This is a genomic window from Pleionea mediterranea (assembly GCF_003148745.1).
Taxonomy (GTDB): Bacteria; Pseudomonadota; Gammaproteobacteria; order Enterobacterales; family Kangiellaceae; genus Pleionea; species Pleionea mediterranea.
Map to the genome: position 1 here is coordinate 72333 of NZ_QGGU01000004.1, position 15083 is coordinate 87415.

At 39.5% G+C, this 15083-nt stretch carries 17 protein-coding genes; 9 read left to right on the forward strand and 8 right to left on the reverse strand.

The features are described from left to right. From C8D97_RS05900 to C8D97_RS05910, 3 genes are read left to right on the forward strand one after another with little or no spacing between them, the layout of a single operon-like run. A complete protein-coding gene (locus tag C8D97_RS05900; RefSeq protein ID WP_109762833.1) occupies positions 1-630 on the forward strand; it encodes a C1 family peptidase in 630 nt (209 codons plus the stop codon). A gap of 17 nt (positions 631-647) precedes the next feature. After that, a complete protein-coding gene (locus C8D97_RS05905) occupies positions 648-1427 on the forward strand; it encodes a thymidylate synthase family protein (RefSeq protein ID WP_109762834.1) in 780 nt (259 codons plus the stop codon). Beyond that, positions 1414-2517 (forward strand): hypothetical protein, encoded by a 1104-nt coding sequence (locus C8D97_RS05910; RefSeq protein WP_109762835.1) that lies wholly within the window; start codon positions 1414-1416, stop codon positions 2515-2517. The genes C8D97_RS05905 and C8D97_RS05910 overlap by 14 nt, the downstream gene beginning before the upstream one ends. Here C8D97_RS05910 and C8D97_RS05915 read toward each other — a convergent pair. After that, positions 2459-3481 carry a nucleotide kinase domain-containing protein gene (locus tag C8D97_RS05915; protein WP_109762836.1) on the reverse strand — a complete coding sequence of 341 codons (1023 nt, stop codon included), beginning with the start codon at positions 3479-3481 and terminating at the stop codon, positions 2459-2461. The two genes, C8D97_RS05910 and C8D97_RS05915, sit on opposite strands and share 59 nt — an antisense overlap. A gap of 137 nt (positions 3482-3618) precedes the next feature. On the opposite strand from C8D97_RS05915, the gene C8D97_RS05920 reads away from it, so the two are divergent. Next, positions 3619-3942: a hypothetical protein gene (locus tag C8D97_RS05920; protein ID WP_109762837.1), complete on the forward strand. Its 324-nt coding sequence runs from the start codon at positions 3619-3621 to the stop codon at positions 3940-3942. Here the strand turns inward: C8D97_RS05920 and C8D97_RS18585 are convergent. Genes C8D97_RS18585 through C8D97_RS05940 form a run of 4 tightly spaced genes read right to left on the reverse strand, consistent with a single transcriptional unit; the run spans position 3939 to position 8446 of the window. Further along, positions 3939-5105 carry a TniQ family protein gene (locus C8D97_RS18585; protein WP_109762838.1) on the reverse strand — a complete coding sequence of 389 codons (1167 nt, stop codon included), beginning with the start codon at positions 5103-5105 and terminating at the stop codon, positions 3939-3941. The two genes, C8D97_RS05920 and C8D97_RS18585, sit on opposite strands and share 4 nt — an antisense overlap. Beyond that, positions 5072-5920: a TniB family NTP-binding protein gene (locus C8D97_RS05930; protein ID WP_245411402.1), complete on the reverse strand. Its 849-nt coding sequence runs from the start codon at positions 5918-5920 to the stop codon at positions 5072-5074. The genes C8D97_RS18585 and C8D97_RS05930 overlap by 34 nt, the downstream gene beginning before the upstream one ends. A 2-nt stretch (positions 5921-5922) precedes the next feature. Next, entirely contained in the window at positions 5923-7782 is a 1860-nt protein-coding gene (locus tag C8D97_RS05935; protein WP_109762840.1) for a Mu transposase C-terminal domain-containing protein, read from the reverse strand. Between the two features lie 4 nt (positions 7783-7786). Continuing rightward, complete coding sequence (locus C8D97_RS05940) at positions 7787-8446, reverse strand: TnsA endonuclease N-terminal domain-containing protein (protein WP_109762841.1); 660 nt, start codon at positions 8444-8446, stop codon at positions 7787-7789. A 132-nt stretch (positions 8447-8578) separates the two neighbouring features. On the opposite strand from C8D97_RS05940, the gene C8D97_RS05945 reads away from it, so the two are divergent. The 5 genes from C8D97_RS05945 to C8D97_RS05965 all read left to right on the forward strand — a co-directional run bounded on the left by C8D97_RS05945 (position 8579) and on the right by C8D97_RS05965 (position 13101). Beyond that, on the forward strand, positions 8579-9187 hold the full coding sequence (locus tag C8D97_RS05945; RefSeq protein WP_210204879.1) for an ATP-binding protein: 609 nt from the start codon (positions 8579-8581) through the stop codon (positions 9185-9187). A gap of 306 nt (positions 9188-9493) precedes the next feature. Further along, the gene (locus C8D97_RS05950) at positions 9494-9703 is read left to right on the forward strand and encodes a hypothetical protein (protein ID WP_109762843.1); all 210 of its coding nucleotides are present in this window, start codon (positions 9494-9496) and stop codon (positions 9701-9703) included. Between the two features lie 208 nt (positions 9704-9911). Then, the gene (gene rep, locus C8D97_RS05955; protein ID WP_170115159.1) at positions 9912-11930 is read left to right on the forward strand and encodes a DNA helicase Rep; all 2019 of its coding nucleotides are present in this window, start codon (positions 9912-9914) and stop codon (positions 11928-11930) included. A gap of 326 nt (positions 11931-12256) precedes the next feature. Next, positions 12257-12736, forward strand: a complete 480-nt coding sequence (locus tag C8D97_RS05960; protein WP_109762845.1) for a Panacea domain-containing protein — start codon at positions 12257-12259, stop codon at positions 12734-12736. After that, a complete protein-coding gene (locus C8D97_RS05965; RefSeq protein ID WP_109762846.1) occupies positions 12733-13101 on the forward strand; it encodes a hypothetical protein in 369 nt (122 codons plus the stop codon). Before C8D97_RS05960 ends, C8D97_RS05965 begins: the two co-directional genes overlap by 4 nt. Before the next feature lie 91 nt (positions 13102-13192). On the opposite strand, the gene C8D97_RS05970 is transcribed toward C8D97_RS05965, so the two are convergent. From C8D97_RS05970 to C8D97_RS05980, 3 genes are all read right to left on the reverse strand, one after another. Continuing rightward, positions 13193-13423 carry a hypothetical protein gene (locus C8D97_RS05970; RefSeq protein WP_109762847.1) on the reverse strand — a complete coding sequence of 77 codons (231 nt, stop codon included), beginning with the start codon at positions 13421-13423 and terminating at the stop codon, positions 13193-13195. A 100-nt stretch (positions 13424-13523) separates the two neighbouring features. Further along, positions 13524-13781 carry a Rho-binding antiterminator gene (locus C8D97_RS05975; protein ID WP_109762848.1) on the reverse strand — a complete coding sequence of 86 codons (258 nt, stop codon included), beginning with the start codon at positions 13779-13781 and terminating at the stop codon, positions 13524-13526. A 39-nt stretch (positions 13782-13820) separates the two neighbouring features. Further along, positions 13821-14963, reverse strand: coding sequence for a phospholipase effector Tle1 domain-containing protein (locus C8D97_RS05980; RefSeq protein WP_109762849.1), 1143 nt, complete (start codon positions 14961-14963; stop codon positions 13821-13823). Positions 14964-15083 lie beyond the last annotated feature (120 nt).

The window sequence follows — 15083 nt, forward strand, 5'->3', positions numbered from 1 at the left end:
GTGAATAACATTAAAATAGTTACAGATCACATCCAAAAGCTTTCTATTCCGCGAGATCAATATGATCGACCGACATGTTTAGCGTTTGCAGCTTCTGATATAAATCAATTTAATAATGATTTACAAGACCCTTTGTCGGTTGAATTTATCATTGCAGCATTAGCTTATGACTATAAAATCCATATTCAAAGTGGAATAGGTACGTCTGCAATTAAAAATGTGATTGCACAACCAGGTCAAGTCCAAGAAAGCATATGCCATTACGGTTTACAGATTACTAATTACCCTGCAGTTTCTCGGAATTCGAAGCTATATCGCTCTAATTTGACTATCAATAACAAATTGTCATTTGATGAAGCTGTCGAGCTACTCATTAAAAGAGGTCCTATTGTTCTAGGTTTTGTATTGAACACTCTGTTTTTTAAACCTCCTGCTAATAATGTAATCGATAACACATGTCCTGAAAAAATCGCTAATCATGCTGTTACAGCAGTCGGTGTTTATGAGGATTCTGATAATAATCAATATATTAAGATCAAGAACAGTTGGGGAGTAAAGTGGGGTGTACAAGGGTGTGCTCTTGTTACTGAAGCTTTTTATAATGAACGCCTACTGGCCTTGCTTTACTAAATACTGGGGAGTAGATAATGGATATTTTTCGCGCGAATACAAAAGAATTAGTTTGGATGAAAGCAATTAGGCATTTAATCAATACACCTCATAAAGAAGATCTAAATATTCTTTTGGAGTTAACGGATATCTATGCGACTGATGAACTATCGGAAAGTATACGTGAATGGTATTCGAGAGAGATAGTCAATACTAGAGGGATTTATCCAATAGAAACTGTCGCAGATACTATATTTCCTAATAAATACTACCGTCCCGGAAATATTCAATATATGACAGATAGGTACTTGGAAGACTATGATAATTACTTGTCCACCATAAACTCTAACAAAAGTGGTACTTACGCAGAACGCATACTTAGAGGTAAAAAAGCTAATAGTGAAGAGTGTTACCCTCTTTTAAAACTGGTTGAGCGGCTGACTGAACATCGCACAAATTCAAATTACAATCGATTATGCTACGAAGTTTGTATTGACTATGGTGATGCAATTTCAATCAATCGCAATGACTCTCTCACAATGGGCTTTCCTTGCCTTAGTCACCTCAGCTTTAAAATTGATGCTCATAATAACACTTTGAATTTGACGGCTCTATACCGCTCACATTACTACGTAACAAAAGCACTCGGTAACCTTTATGGGTTATGTCGTCTGCTCGCTGCTCTATGTCTAGAGTCAGGTTGGGAAGCGGGGAATCTTGTGATCCACTCAACGTATGCGAAGTTTGATCCAGAAGGTTCAACTAGAAAATTTTGCGAAAAAATTAAGACGATGGAAGATAGTAATGAATTTGACTGAGTATCTACACGAGATAAATAAAGCAAATAAAATAAAGTGGAGTCACTCTAAGGCAACGGATTTTGCGCTTTCAGCTTTGCTTGGTGAATTAGGTTCACTAGCAACAGCCTATAAGAAGCAAGTACGAGATGGGGATGTCTATACTTCATTTAAGACTGACTTAAAAGAAGAGCTGGGAGACCTGTTATGGTACTCGTGTATATTAGGGGAGCGCATAGGTTTTAAGCTGAAACAATGGCCAATGCAAGACGCTACAGAAGAAAAAGAGTTTGATTTAATCTATAAAATATCAAAATTAGTAAATTCACTTGTAAATGCGAAAGACGAACTACAGTACTCAATTGAGAATAAAACCAAAACACATTTAACGGACAAAATAGAGCGGATAATCACGTTAGTTTGTAAAATAGCAATATTAAATGAACTGTCGATTGATAATATAGCTTCTGAGAATGTCACAAAGGTTCTTGGTTACTGGATCAAACATAAAGACATTCCTGCATATCAATTTGATAAAAAATTCCCTAACTACGAGCAGTTACCTAGGAAGTTTCAGATTGACTTTATTCCAGTCGATGATAGTACAGTACTAGTTTCTACAAATGGTGTAATAATTGGTGATCGGCTAACAGATAATGCTCATGAACCCGACGGCTATAAATTTCATGATGTCTTCCATATAGCAAATGCTGCAACCTTGGGGTGGTCCCCTGTATTTCGTCGAATGTTAAAGTTAAAACGAAAAAGTGATCCAAAGACAGATGAAATAGAAGATGGCGCAAGAGCTGCAATTATTGAAGAAGCAATTGTTAGCGCTATATATGATTATGGTCGAGATGACTTACTAAAAGATTCAGAGCGTGTATCGCTAGAACTAATAAAAAGAATTCAGAGTTATATCAAAGGGTATGAGGCCCAAGACTTAGAGCCTTGGGAGTGGGAGCATTGCATATTATCCGCATTTCGAGTATTTCGAGAAATCAATAAGGCTAAATGCGGCTCAATAGTCGGTGATGCTGATAAACGTACGATCACACTCCAAAAGCTTGAGCCTGGGAAGCAAGAATATTATTGTTTACTCCCCATTTAGGTGGGTACCAAACATCAAAATGATTAGTGTTTGGTTTATATACCTGTTTTATTCTCGTTCGTCCGCTGACACCAGGGATGTCTGGATGCGCGACCCTAGCGTACTTATCGACTTCGCAAAATAGGTTTTGGCAGTCTATAAGGTGCAATTTTCGTCCCCATAAATCTCGAAATTTAAAGCCAAATTGTTCGAAAAATTTATCTTGGTTATCAGTCATATACTTAATGATGCCTTCAGCAGAATAACCACCAGGATCGACAAAACATTTCTTTATACCATCCAGTGCTCCCGGACCTGCAACAACGAAGTCGTTTTCTGAAAAGTTAAACCAAGAACTATAATTTAAATCGATTGTAAACTGAAATGCCAAGAACTTCCCTAATGACTCGACTGATAATAATTTTTTATATAGCTCTTCCAAAGAGTTAGACTGAGCGATAGTTTCATGAAAACCTGAGTCTATTAAAGTCTTTAGTAACTTTAAATGAAATTGGTGTTTCTTTATCTTGCCATATTTCTTTTGTGAACCAGAGGGCATAATGTAAGCAGCACTGTAAATAGCTGCTTTAGACGCTCTTGCTTTTTCTAATATCTGGTCACACAGAGCTAGATTAAAATTAGAGTATGAGAGCTCGCCTATTTCTCGTTCAAGTAGTTCCCAAGTTTCAATTTTATTAAATATTTTGAATAGTAAGATACGAAATACGGTATCCCTTAAAGACCATTCTTTTGAATAAATGACATTTTTAATCAGGTACTGACTTACTCTATCTGATGCTCGAAAGCAGTTTGTAAACTTGTACTCTCGTATAATAGGGTCATCAGTAAGAGGATGGTTTTCTCCACTTAACTTTGAGTAAAACGCATCTTGGCGCTTTTGGGCAAATTTCCAGTAGGACTTAAATACTTCTGACTTTTTAGGAGGGGCCAGTTTTATTAAGTTGTTATGTTTTGAAATCTTCATAAAGCCTCTTTTTTATTAAATTATAACTTGAAACCTTCCCCTTTCCTCATATATATTATAACATAATAAATGATAATATCAAATTAATTGTGTGAAAAATGCCCAGGGTTAAAAAGGACATATCATTAAGAGAAGAAATGTGTGATCGTTTAATTAAGTTAAATGATAACTTTCTCAAGTTGAGTCACACTAGGCTTGCTCAAGAGCTCGGGTATTCGAATGATTCAGTTGTTTATAGAATTTACCAAAGAAAGGCGTTTCCTGATCCAGAAAGATTGGTAAGGTTGGCGAATATCATTGCAAACCGCAAAAGCCCAAACATTCATTGGTTAATTACCGGGAATGGTGATCCCATGATTAGAGCTGCTGAGCCTGATAATATAAAGAAAAGACTAGATTATGTCTTAGCAAACACTCCCAAGTCAAAAGTCGAAGCCGTAATATCACTACTTGAAAATTAGCTAGGCGTCAGGTGACCAGTGTATCCATATTGTCTTAATATTTGAGATTCAGCCTTATTAAACTTTTTTGATATATCAACACCTAAGTGTTTGGTGATATTTTCTTTTGTAATTTCATATTTATTTGATCTTAGGTAATCGATGCATGCCTTAAATTCAGTAATATTGCATTTGTACCAGTCTCGATTAAGCTCTCTTCGTAGCACGCTATAAAGCCAATATGGAGGTGTTTTGTTGTTTGAAACTATAGTTGAAGGTGTGACTTTTGTAGCATTACAAAAGCTAATAAATTGGCACGGCCAGTCAATAAGCATCTTATCAATTGCGCACAAAATATGATATCGATTAAGAACACTGTCATTTTTAAACTGGTTAAAAGCACTACTTTTCGATAGCTTCATCTTGGGAAGTAAGTAATATTCTTGAATTCTTCTTAATCGCTTAATGTAATTTTTTCTTGTTGAGTAGAAAGCTCTTGTTAATATCCAAAATCCATCCATGAACAGAGAAAGATCTGTACTTATCCCTTCGTAGTGAAACCAGCCATTTTTTATGCTGCCTAAAAGCGCTATAGCTAAGGGAACTGGTTCGGTTTTATGGAGATACGAGTAAGATCGCAAATTCTTCCAACAAAAGGCACAGTAACCAATATTTTTTATGAAAGGATCAATAGTCTGTATTGATATGGGCTTTTGACAATGGGGGCAGCGGTCGAATAGTAGGATATTGTGTTTAATACATACTGGTAAGAATGCTAGTCTCCAATAATTTCTAAAATAGACATCTTCCTCCAAACATAGTGGACAATACTGAAAGGCGTAATTATGAGGCAAGCCTCCTCTAATTTGAGTCGAAAGAATGCTAGGCTCACGAAACGAGTACTCAGGTATTGACCATAAATTTGAAAAGCTTTGAGTTAATAGCTCAGGAGGCTTATAGCCACATTCCCTTTGAAGTTTGTCCAAAGTTAAAAGTGGTAAGCTCCTATCAATATCCTGTGACTTACACCTCCCAAACTCAAGGACTAACTTACAGTATGTATAAAAAGTCACTCCGAAAAACCGTGAGACCCTAGCGATATAACTCGATAGGAGTTCATCACTATAGGGTCTTGGGTTAAAGTGAGCTCTTATACGCGCCGTCTCTCTGTTGGGGATTTCCATTGTAGTTTCTTTAATATATCGAGCGTAACTATATTGCTACCTTTTTTGGCTGCTACTATTGCAGCTTTTTTCAGTAGCATTGAAATCTCTCCTATCCAGCCTTCGGACATGTTAAGTATTTGTATAGCCATTTCTTTGCTAGCTAAATTTGACTGACTATCTAGATTTAGTGCTTCTTCAAAACTCTTGAGAAGTCTTAGGTAGTCAGTTGACAGAGTCCACTTAGGTAATACATGTGGATCAAAGCGGTTAGCTAATTGAGAGCTAGATAAAATTGCGCGATGTGCTTCTTTCGTCCCAACTGCAACAATTGGTATTTGGAGTTGATTACCTAAGTATTTTATTGTGTTTAGAACTTGAGCTTGTTTTAATAACGTATTATCTAACAAGTTATTGAACTCATCGATAATTAGCATTTTAATACCATAGTTTTTCATTACCCCAATTACCTGAGAAGCTTTTTGCTCTTTTTTTGAATAATAAGAATACGGTGATTGAAGCTCATGGAGTATTGAAATATATATACTATCTTGATTGGCTTCTGGTGGCATTTCTATAGAGAGTATCGGTAATTCGACAAAGTCTTCTCTCTCATCAAAGATCGCCGGATGACGTTTTATAAACCGGTTTACAATGGTTGATTTACCATTGTTTGTTTCACCGATGATTAGAGCGTTTGGCATACGGTGAACTTTGGGGTGTTCTAGTAAGTCTTCTAGATTATCTAGGATTTGGTTTGCTTGGGTATAGCCAATCCAAGTCGCTTCTTGAATTTCTCTAATCCGCTCATTTTTTGTATTTATTGTCGCGGTCATGATTAGTCTCCTATATCGTCAAATGCTTGTATGTCTTCATCAAATATACTGAGGTCAACTCCTTCTTTGTTAGAGTTAGGGGTATTAGTTATTGATTTTTTTGCTTGCTTCTTGCGTTCTTTAAACCGACGTTGTTTCATCGTTTTAGCCTTTGCTTCTTCTTCAATCTCCCTCATACGCTCTCTTGCTTCAAAAATACGATTTGCATCAATTTTTTGATCTGATTCAGCCTTGAGCTTATTGGTAATAGTCTTTAATTCCCATGCTGACAGAGGACCGCCTACATTTAAGTTGCATTGAACTTCTAAGTAGTCAGATAAGTCTGGATCTAAGAAGAAGATTCTACGTACATCTTGAGGATCGACTTTAACGATGTACTTTCCTGTACCATCTTCAGACTTTGGATTTTTAATGCTAATCCACTTAGCTAAATGAGGGCTATTGTAATCAAGGTAGTCGATAGTAATCCCGTATTTATTAACGGCACGTTTGTAGGTCGGTAATAAATCAATATAGAGTCTATTCTCATCGAGTATCTTTTCTGGCAGTCCAGATCCAAACGCGTCATCAGTTCCTGTAATTCCGCGACTAAGTTTTTCGAGGGGTGACATTCCGAGTTTAGAGTGTTTATTTACGTGATATTCATTAACAATGAATTCGCAAAGCCATCTATCTAGCTCATCTAATGAAAAAACTGCTTTATTCTCGGCTTTGTAACGACCTCGAGACTTAGTATCCGAGAAAGTCGTGCCTGGTAGCTCCTGAATTCTTTTATTAAAAGTACCAAGTAAGCGTTCTATGTGGGCTCCCCAATTAGGGTTGCTCTTAGCTCGAAAATGAGCGTTTATATTGTAGTTATGTAGAACTTTTTGTAAGTTTGTACTACGAAATTCCTTTGCATTATCTGAGTGTAAGATCTTCATTTTCCCCCAAATTGGCCAGTCTCCTTTGACTTCACGTTTTGCGAGAAATTGGACTTTGGGGACAAGAGAGTTAAATAAACATTGTCCTACACTGAAAATACTTGGTTGTTCATAGGCTAGGTAATAGCCGCATACCATTCGACTATATACACAGATCGCAACAGTTAGCCATGCGCGACCAACAGATTCGCGCTCTTTTTCACTAACGAGAATTATATCGACAGGCGTATGATCAATTTGAACAACCGAAAGTGGAAAGGTAGCTTCTTCGTAACCTTTCAATATTGGTGAAAATATGTGATCACGCTCCATCTTGTCATATCGACGCTCGGTTTGGACATCTTTAGGGATACCGTTTATCCGCCGTCTAAGAGTTTGATAACCAGGCGGGGTCAAACCATTGGCTCGACAAAGTTGCTCAAGCTCTCTGTATGTTGCCTTTATGCTCTTTCTTTGGTCTTTCAGATAGTGAACTTCGATGACTTCCTCTATAAGTTTTTCCTTTTCCTCCTGGATTCTTCCTTTTCCTTGGTCTGATCTTTTCGAGGGCGCCAATGATGCAATTTGGAGTGTGCTTTCATATTGAGCGATCCAACGATAAAGAGTTGCCACACTGACATTGTGTTTATGAGCTGCATTTATCACCTGCTCGGTTGTTCGTAGTTTTTCTCCGTAAATGAGCGGTTCAATTACCAAAAAGCGCTGATTAGCAATCTTGAGCTCATGCTCAGACAGGTCTTCTGTTGGTCTGACCAGATGGTTAAATGGTTGTTTATTTTTACCTGTTGGCGGGCCAACATCATGAACGCTAACTTTCTCTGATTCTCCTGTCTTATCGTGGACCAGTAGTAATCGCTCGTAGTCATAAACTAACCTAATACGGAAATTCCTACCTTTATAGCTCACCAGCTCGTTAACTTTTAGTTTTAATGACGTCATGACACTACTCCACAGTCCAAATTTCTGAACTCGGTGTAATTGGAGAGTTCAAGTCTATGCCGATTGAATGAGTTCCGATCATTCGCCAAATTACAGGTATTGCAGCCAGTTGGTTGTCTGAGCTTTTAAAACATGCTTTAGGTAGGGTTTTTAGGTTGGTCACCACTAATTTACCCAAGGTCTCAGAAATCACATCGCGGATTTCTAGCTCATTAAACGATTCTTCTCTCATGAAATAGTCGATTTTTTTAATGTTATCGAGGAAAGTAGAGCGAATTTGGTCATCTGTTAGTATCTTAAAAGTACTATGGTTGGTTTTGCAGTGGCCTATTGCCGCTTTAAATTTAGGCCGATATTTTTCAAATTTTTTGCGTAGATCATACAAATACTTGACTTCAATCAGGTATTCCCCTTTTTTCAGTTTAGGAATAATTAGTGAGTCTTCCCGTAGATGGACTTCGAAATCGGGGTGGTAGGTTCGGTTTCGGCCAAAACAAATTCTTACTGGTTGCTCTTCATAGTGGATTACGGCTCGGTCAAACTCAAGGAGATAGATTAAATCTCGCTCTAGAGATGACTCCCATTGGATTTGGCGATCAACTTTTCTACTCGAGTGGGATCCAGTGAGACTGGTAAAGGTAGGCTTAATTATTCTAGTAGGCATGCGTACACTCTCGGTTATTATGGTTATTGTTCGTGTATTCTTATTGTATGTGGTTACTATTCTTATTTAATTTGAGCATAGATCATGTAACTTACTGATCTACACCTTAGATTTTCTCATATATTTTGGTTTCTGTCAGAGTTTGATCGCAAAGTACTGGAAGTTTTACGTGAGCCGCTAGAGTCGGGCAATGTGACCATCTCGCGGGCGGCGCGACAGGCAGAATATCCGGCCAGGTTTCAGCTTATTGCGGCCATGAATCCGTGCCCTTGCGGTCATTTTGGTAACAGTCGTGGGCAGTGCCGTTGCACACCGGATCAGATACGTCGCTATCTATTGAAGTTGTCGGGGCCGTTTCTCGACAGGATCGATCTGCATGTGGAAGTACCGCTAATGACGAAACAGGAGTTTGTTGCCAAAGTCGATCCAAATGTGGAAACCACGGATCAAGTCCGAAAGCGGGTGGATCAGGCCCATCAACGGCAACGTGACCGTCAGGGCAAATTAAACGGCGAGTTACAGGCGGCGGAACTGGAAAAGGGCTTACACATTGAGCCGACGGCAAAGCAGTTTGTACTGGATGTGATGGAGAAGCTGGGGTTATCGGCGCGGGCGTATCATCGGATCCTCAGGGTATCACGCACCATTGCCGATTTGGCGGAAGCCGAACAGGTGGCCCAGAGTCATGTGGCCGAGGCGATCGGCTATCGAAAAATTGAGCGAATGATGCAACAAGTGTGAAAAGTGCACATTTTTTGTTAAATAGTTCATTATGTTTTTAAATTGTCACAATAAGTGAGATATAATATCGGCGCCTTAAAACAGGCATTGATATGACTATTGCTTACTGGAAATCTCAATTTGCAGTATTACAATAGAGGAACGGGACAGTAATAACACAGAGCCGATTTTTGAGCGATTAATGAAATAATGGCTCAATCATAAGATGGAGCAATACAACCATAATCTGTGATCCCGTACGAAGTGCGCAGTCTAAGGGGAAAACTCATGACTGCATCATGCAAGGAAACAACGAAGGAGTGTAGTATGAAGGACACCATTCAGAATCGCCCTTTTCCGGGCACACCAGGAAAATACAATTTACAGTTAGCATCCTGGCTACCCAAAATTCAGGTGAGTGTGTTTAAAGAATCGTTACAGCCACAAGACGGTTGGCGCTGTCGTGTGGGAGGCGTAACCTTAAACCCGGATAAATTATTACTTAAAAATTATTGGGAAGGGCCGTTACAGCGCTAGTTACCCATATTATTCGAAACGTTATCTGAGCGTTTCAATTGGCAATCGACGCCATGTCATTTACAATTCGTTTACAGTAAAGCTCCGGTTTTTCGGAGCTTTTGTTTGTTCGCACCATAAATTGTTAATAGCCTTATTTGCACTGTGTGCCTGACTTAACAGGTAGTTCAGTTAGCCTTTCATTTGATTCATTAAAGAGTAGTTGCCGGTGGCGCATCAGTTAAACCCAAAACAGCAAGAAGCGGTGAACACCGTAGAGCATCCTTTATTGGTGCTGGCTGGCGCAGGCAGTGGCAAAACCAGTGTGATCACCACCAAAATAGTTCATCTGATCACCCAGTGCGGCTATAAGGCTTCGCAAATTGCTGCCGTTACTTTTACCAATAAAGCCGCGCGCGAAATGAAAGCCAGGGTCAGTTCATTACTCGGTGGCCGAAACAGCCGGGGCTTAATAGTGTCGACCTTTCATAATTTGGGCCTTAATATTATTCGTAAAGAGCATAAGGCGCTGAATTTTAAAAGTAACTTTACAATTTTTGATGATCAGGACACGCTGACGCTGATCCGTGATTTGTGCAATAAAAACGCCGACGCCGATAAATCGGAACTGATCGCATTTCAGCAAAAAATTTCCAACTGGAAAAACGACTTAAAAAGCCCGCAGCAAATAATTAATGAAGCTACCAATCAAGACGATCTGGCGGCGGCGAAATTATACGAAGCATATGATCGCAGTATGCGTGCCTACAATGCGGTGGATTTTGATGACCTGATCCGTTATCCGGTAGAGCTGTTTCGTGCCAATCCCGACATTCTTGAAAAATGGCAGAATAAAATTCGTTATTTACTGGTGGATGAGTATCAGGACACCAACACCTGTCAGTACGAACTGGTGAAATTAATTTGTGGGCGTTACGGTTTGTTTACCGTGGTGGGCGACGATGACCAGTCGATTTATTCCTGGCGTGGCGCACAACCAGAAAACTTGGCTCTGTTGCAAGACGACTACCCTAATTTACGGGTGGTAAAGTTGGAGCAAAATTATCGCTCTTACGGTCGTATTTTAAAAGCCGCGAATGAAGTGATATCGAACAACCCCCATGTGTTTGAAAAGTCATTATGGTCCGATAAAATTTACGGCGACGAAATAAAAATACTGGCTACCGATGATGACATCAATGAAGCGGAGCGCATTGCCAATGAATTACTGGCGCACAAACTGCGCAGCGCTACCGCGTATTCTGATTACGCCATTTTGTATCGCGGCAATCATCAGTCGCGGTTTATGGAAAAGGCGCTGATTGAAAAACAGATCCCCTATAAAGTCAGTGGCAGCACCTCTTTTTTCTCACGCACAGAAATAAAAGATATTATGGCCTACATGCGCATTCTGGTGAATCCGGATGACGACAATGCGTTCTTGCGTATCGTTAATGTGCCGCGCCGTGAAATTGGCCCAACCACGTTAGAAAAGCTTGGGTTGTATGCGCAAAAGCGTCATATCAGTTTGTACGATGCCTGTTTTGAGCTGGGGCTTAAAGAAGAGCTGCATGCCAAAGGGTATGCCGCAATAGAACGATTTTCCAAATTAATTGCTCGCACCGAAGATAACGTCAAACGCGGCGATGCCATGGCGGTGATCCATGAGCTGTTAGGTTACATTGGTTATCATGGATTTTTATACGACAACTCAAGTAGCACAAAAGCAGCGGAGTATCGTTGGAGTAATGTTCAACAATTGTTGGAATGGATTGAGCGAGAGTACACCAACGCAGAAGAAGACAATGACGATAACCCATTAGCTCGAGCTATTAATAAATTAATGCTACGTGAAATGCTTGATCGAAATGAAGAAGAAGCCGAAGCCAATGAAGTGCAATTAATGACACTGCACGCGTCAAAAGGTCTCGAGTTTAATCATGTGTACCTTGTAGGTATGGAAGAAGAATTACTGCCCCATCGTTCCAGTATTGAAGAAGATAATATTGAAGAAGAACGTCGGTTAGCCTATGTGGGCATTACACGAGCCCAAAAAACCTTAACCATGTCTTACGCACGGCAGCGCAAACGCTACGGCGAAGTAGTTGATACAGAACCAAGCCGCTTTTTATTTGAAATGCCACAAGAAGATTTAATGTGGGAAGAACAACAAATGCCACAAACGGAAGAAGAGCGACAGGAAAAAGGACGTAAAAATATGGATGCGCTTAGGGCGATGTTGTCTTAGTTGGCTTTTTTAATTTGTTTTGGATTGATGAAATAAGAGTAAGCTGTTTAATTTCATTTTAAAGTGACAGTTGGACTATCGGCTATTTGCGACATTAAAGGAAAGGCAGTTTTTAAAGTTTTGGCTCGAATCTTTTTTATTTGTCAGGCGACTTTATTTATATACAGCCGCTTTACCTATATGTCATTACGAGTCGGCTTGAAGTCGTAAAGCGGCGGAAAGTCGGTTGCTTAACAACCAATAATTATGTCTTACTAGACTTTTAGACTATATTTTGATAGAAACCTCAAAGTTCAGAGTGTTATTGGGTTTTGTAGGAGGAAAAAATGGCCAACTCAGTTGATGTTGCCAGGGAACTACTAAAATTGGCCAATAAAGATGGCAAATCCCTGACAAACATGCAATTACAAAAATTGGTTTACATCGCCCACGGGTTACATCTGGCGTACCATGATAAACCTCTATTAGATGAAGAGGTGAGTGCGTGGAAGCACGGGCCTGTGATACCTAAGGTTTATTATGCGTTTAAGCAATACCTTAACACAGCTATTGATACACAAACAGAGGGCAGTCCTCAGCTGGGTTTTTCTAGTGATGAGATTGATAGCATAAGAGGTGCGTATGACAACTTTGCCAAGTTTAATGGGTGGACTTTAAGGAATATAACGCATAAGGAAGGCAGCCCTTGGTGGAAAGTCTGGTATGACAGAAAAGGACGGGAAACGTTTAACGCTATTATCCCAAATAGCGTAATAAAAGAGCATTATTTAACTATTAAAGAAACAGGAAAGGCCACAATCCTGTGATCTCGTTAGACACCAACTCCATTCAAGAAGACCCGAACGATACTAATAATGAGCAAGAGCTTTCAGATGATGTCCAGGAACTTGAAATTGGTAAACTTAAAGCAGAGATAGATGGTCTAAAAGCAAAAAACGAAGACTCTAGAAATGATACAAAGCTTAAAAAGAAGCTAGCCGAACGAACGTTTAGATTTATGGAAGGATTTGTGACCCTGATCTTTGTTTATCTAACTTACTATATTTGCTATTTCACGTGGTACAGAATGGAAGTACCGAAAGAAGTAGTAATAGCGTTGATTACCACTTCGCTGGCTGCCGTTGTTGGCTTAGTGGGCTTTATACTTAAAGGTCTGTTTGGCAGCAAATAGACAAAACGCTTTATCTTTTGGCTTTGGTTAGCGATTGCAGTTAACTGTTCAAGTCCTGCAACATCTCATTGTTAATTTTAATTTCATAAAGTCAAAATGCCGTTTTAGGTTGACGTTTACATCTTTCTTGGGCAACTTCAATAGCATGCCGACCCTTATTCGGTGGTGATTTTAATGTCGGCCAAGAACCAATTTCTTTAAAATATTCAACTCCTCTTTCTACGCATGAATGGTAAATACGACTTTCTTCTCTTTTATCTTTATCACTTTTTTCACATGCGACTAACAGACCGGTAAACAATACAAGTAAGAAAAACTTCATTAAGACTCCAATAAAAATCAACAGCTAATTATATTCAGTAAATCACAATTAAATTCATAAATGGTAAGTTTGTATTTATACTTATCCAGATATTAGCGTTTTAAATATCTTCTCCATGCTGAACACTAAAGTTTTTTATCCTTGATGGTTGATCCAAAATATCAACTTTCTTAATAGTAGTCAGATCAACACTTTCAGATCCATCGTCTTTTTTAACAACTAAATATTCAGCTTTTTTATTACCGGTAATGGTGTCCGCCGTGCCGGTTAGTTGTTTACCACTGACTAAAATTATACAAACCTTGCAGTGGTAAACACAAATGGCTTCAAAACGGTCGTGTATGTCACATGCAATCATGAGTGCTGCCAACCTTTAAAAAACTAGCCAACTAAAAAATTATTCAACCACAGTAAACTTTCGTTTCAGCGACTTAATATTGGGTGGATTATACACCACGCGATTGAGTCGAGTGATATCGTCTTTAAACCAGCGCTTTTTAATGCTTAGGCTAAAGGTGTCGCTGTTTTTGTGATGGTCAATAACTGATTTATGGATCAAAGGCGGCAGTTGATGATTCGGCTCATTGTCTTTTTGCACATGGATGGATCGAATGCTTTTTTTCCAGCCAAGGCCATGAAAGTGAAACACCACTTTTTGTGTTGAGGTATCGGTGTATATCGCCCGCCGATCACTTTGAAAGTTAATATGGGGAATATTCTTATCGGTGCAATAAAGATCGATTTGCTTCATCATATAATTAAGCGTCAGCCTGCCAAGAAAATCCTCTTTGTAACCTCCGCCAACATCGGAGTGAACGCCAGAAAACCAAACTTCGTGAATGCGTTCACTGTCGTGATTCATCAAAACCGGCTTAAAGGGATCGCGCGTTTCATCAACCGCCACACAATGAACCGCTTTGTCCACATTGGGCGACACAAACTGATCCTGAAATAAATTGTATTTACCAAAAGGAATGCCGAGTAGTTTTACCGGTATGCCAAACGCATACACGGTATCCCAAACACCCAAAAAGATATTTTTGACCGGGTGTTGCTCGCCCTCACTGGCGTAGCGACGAAAACGCTGCTCGATATTGCGGGTGCTGCGATTCATATGGGATTTGGTTTCAATGGTAATAGCATCCGGAATGCCTTTTTTGTGCAAATCGGAAGCGAGCATTCGCGCCGTTGCGGCGCCGCGACTGAAACCTAAAATAAACAGGCGATCGCCGGGCTGGTATTCTTTGCACACAGTGGCGTAGGCATGCTCGCGAATGTTTCTTTCGCCTGACCCAAAAGCACCCTGGGTTAATCGCCCCAGCACACCATTGTCTTCGTCGTTCCCCACACCCCTAAAATATCGGCTGATTTGATGCTCACTGTCGGGTTGCAGAATGCGATAAAATTTTACGATGTTGGTGACAATATCATTGCCGTCTTTACCAGACTCATCGTTCCAGGTGCCGTCCATTAAAACAATTACGTTACGATGTTTGGCTGGTGCCGCATGATTAATGACGTAGCGTTTTTTAAATTCCATAATGCCTCCTTTTGCTTTCGCAATGCGTTATGTTTATTCAATAGGTATTAATAGGTTACTTTTCAGCCGCTGCTCAAAAAAGCAGCAGCTGTGTTTATTATGCGCTTATTTTAAACAAAT